Raw genomic sequence first — 2,337 nt, 5'->3', positions numbered from 1 at the left:
GTTCTTGATCATGATCAATTTGGTGTACACCCTGAGTTACTAAGCAAAGTTGAGAAAGTTTGGTTTCTGAATTTGCCACCATTGCTTGCACCAAATGCAGCACACTTCCACAACTAAGAGCCTGAGCATTTGTCAATGATTCTGTTGTTGTTTGCAAACTCCATAAATGAACTACACTATCTAATTTTTGTGTTGAGGATATTTCTTGAAGTAACTTTTCAAAATCTGCGGGTTTGCTAGGACATATTTGATAATGATTTTGATTTAATTTCTGATAATTTTCTCCTGGATAAACAACAATAGATTGATATCCTTGCTTTTCTAATTTGTGAGTTATTTCTGCGCCCATATTATGACTAGGTGCAAAAATCAACAAAGAAGAAGGGGACAGGTGATAGTTGACAGGTGACAGTGTAGAAGAAGTTTCTATTATTTCTCCCGTCTTCCCGTCTTCCCTCTTCTTTCTGTCACCTGTCACCTGTTCCCTGTCACCTATTCTTTGCCATTCTACCTGATAATACCAATCACTAAGATTAGGTTGCAGACTGCGACGCAAGACTTCACGGGAGGCTTTTCTGGCTTCAAAGTTGGTGATTTTGGCAATGATTTCTCCCTGGTTATCAAAGATGAGAAGATCACCAATGAGACTTCCTTCCTTATTTTGAGTTATTATGCGAGCATGACACCATAAATTACTGCTTTTTGGTTTTTGGAAGAATTGAAACTTTTCAATATGGAAGGGAATATAAATAAAGTTATATTTATCTATATGATCCAATTCATCTACTAATCCTTGACACATTCCTAAAACTTGAAAACAGGAATCAATCAAACCAGGATAAAGTTGATAATCATTGATTGTATCTGGTATTTCTGGGAGTTCCATTTGTCCGAGTGCTTCTCCCTTACCTTGCCAAGCTTTACCTATCCATTGGAATGCTGTTCCTAGTGTATATCCGGCTGTGTATAGTTCGTCGTAAAATTGCTTGCCGGGAACTATTTGTGAGCATCTTTTTTGAATATTTTCTACTTCTTGATTGGAAATAATTGTTTTCTCTATTTCCTGTTCTATTCTCAATAAACCAGTAACGTGATTTACCCAAGCTGTATCTGTTTCTTGATTTTCTTTTCCAGGTTCTAGACTAATAATTTGAAACTGTCTTTGATTTTGATTTTCTGGTTCTATAACTATTTGTAAAATGCGATTTTTATCTTCTGGGATAACAGCAGCTTTTTGAAAAAATAACTCTTCTATTGTACAAGTTGCAGTTCCCAATCCTTGTTTTACTGCTAGGAGAGTTAGGGCTATATGTGAAGCTGCGGCAATAATATTAATACCAAAGATACGATGATGTTCTTGGTGTGCAGGTGAGTTAATACTAATTTGGGATTCAAATCTAATTTGTGGAGAAAATGGTAGACGAAGACGTTCTCCAATAAGTGGCTGTTGGTTGGTTTTTCTGACTAGGTTTGTGGCGTTTGGTTCTACCCAGTATTTTTGTCTTTGAAAGGGATAAGTAGGAAGTTGGATTTTTTGACGTTGATAATCTGCGTCAAATCCTAACCAGTCAATTTCCGCACCTTGAATATATAATTGTCCTAAAGTTTGCAATATTTGTTGCCATTCTCCTGTTCCTGGACGGAGAGATGGTAGCCATATTCCAATATGATCAGATATACATTGTCTACCCATGCCTAATAAAGTGGATTTGGGTCCTATTTCTAGAAATACTTCATAACCTAATTCTATTAAAGTGTTGATACTATCTGCAAATCTCACTGGTTGAGAAATATGACTTACCCAATATTTGGAAGTAGTAATAGTAGCATCTGCTTTTTGTCCAGTTAGGTTAGAAATTAGGGGAATTTTCGGTTGATTGTATGTAATTTGTTGAGCTATTTTCTCAAATTCTGCCAGCATTGGTGACATGAGAGGAGAATGAAAAGCATGAGATACTTCTAAATATTTAGTTTTAATGTTTTGCTGTTCTAGTTGATTGCAAATTTCTCTAATAGCTGCTTTTTCTCCAGAGATAACAATGCTATTTGGTGTGTTGTAAGCAGCAATACTTAGTTGTTTATATGGGGCAATAATTGGTTGAATTTGTGCTGCTGTGGCAATAATGGCTACCATTTCTCCTCCCGTTGGTAGCTGCTGCATGAGTTTACCACGATAGGCAATTAGTTTTAATCCGTCTTCTAAACTGAATATTCCAGCTAGACAAGCGGCGACATATTCACCTACACTATGACCTATAACTATATCTGGTTTAATTCCCCAAGATTGCCACATTTGTGCTAAGGCATATTCTATGGCAAATAAGGCAGGTTGAGTAT

Annotated in this window: 1 protein-coding gene; it reads right to left on the bottom strand. The window is 36.4% G+C overall.

What is annotated here, in order from left to right; translation table 11 throughout:
* Window positions 1-2,337 (bottom strand): acyltransferase domain-containing protein (locus FJR38_RS18245; RefSeq protein ID WP_168538624.1); only part of this gene is annotated, 2,337 nt, incomplete at both ends.

It is taken from the genome of Anabaena sp. UHCC 0253 (assembly GCF_009712085.1).
Lineage (GTDB): Bacteria > Cyanobacteriota > Cyanobacteriia > Cyanobacteriales > Nostocaceae > Dolichospermum.
The sequence above is the reverse complement of the archived record's forward strand: the minus strand, read 5'-3'. Positions and strand labels throughout refer to the sequence as shown.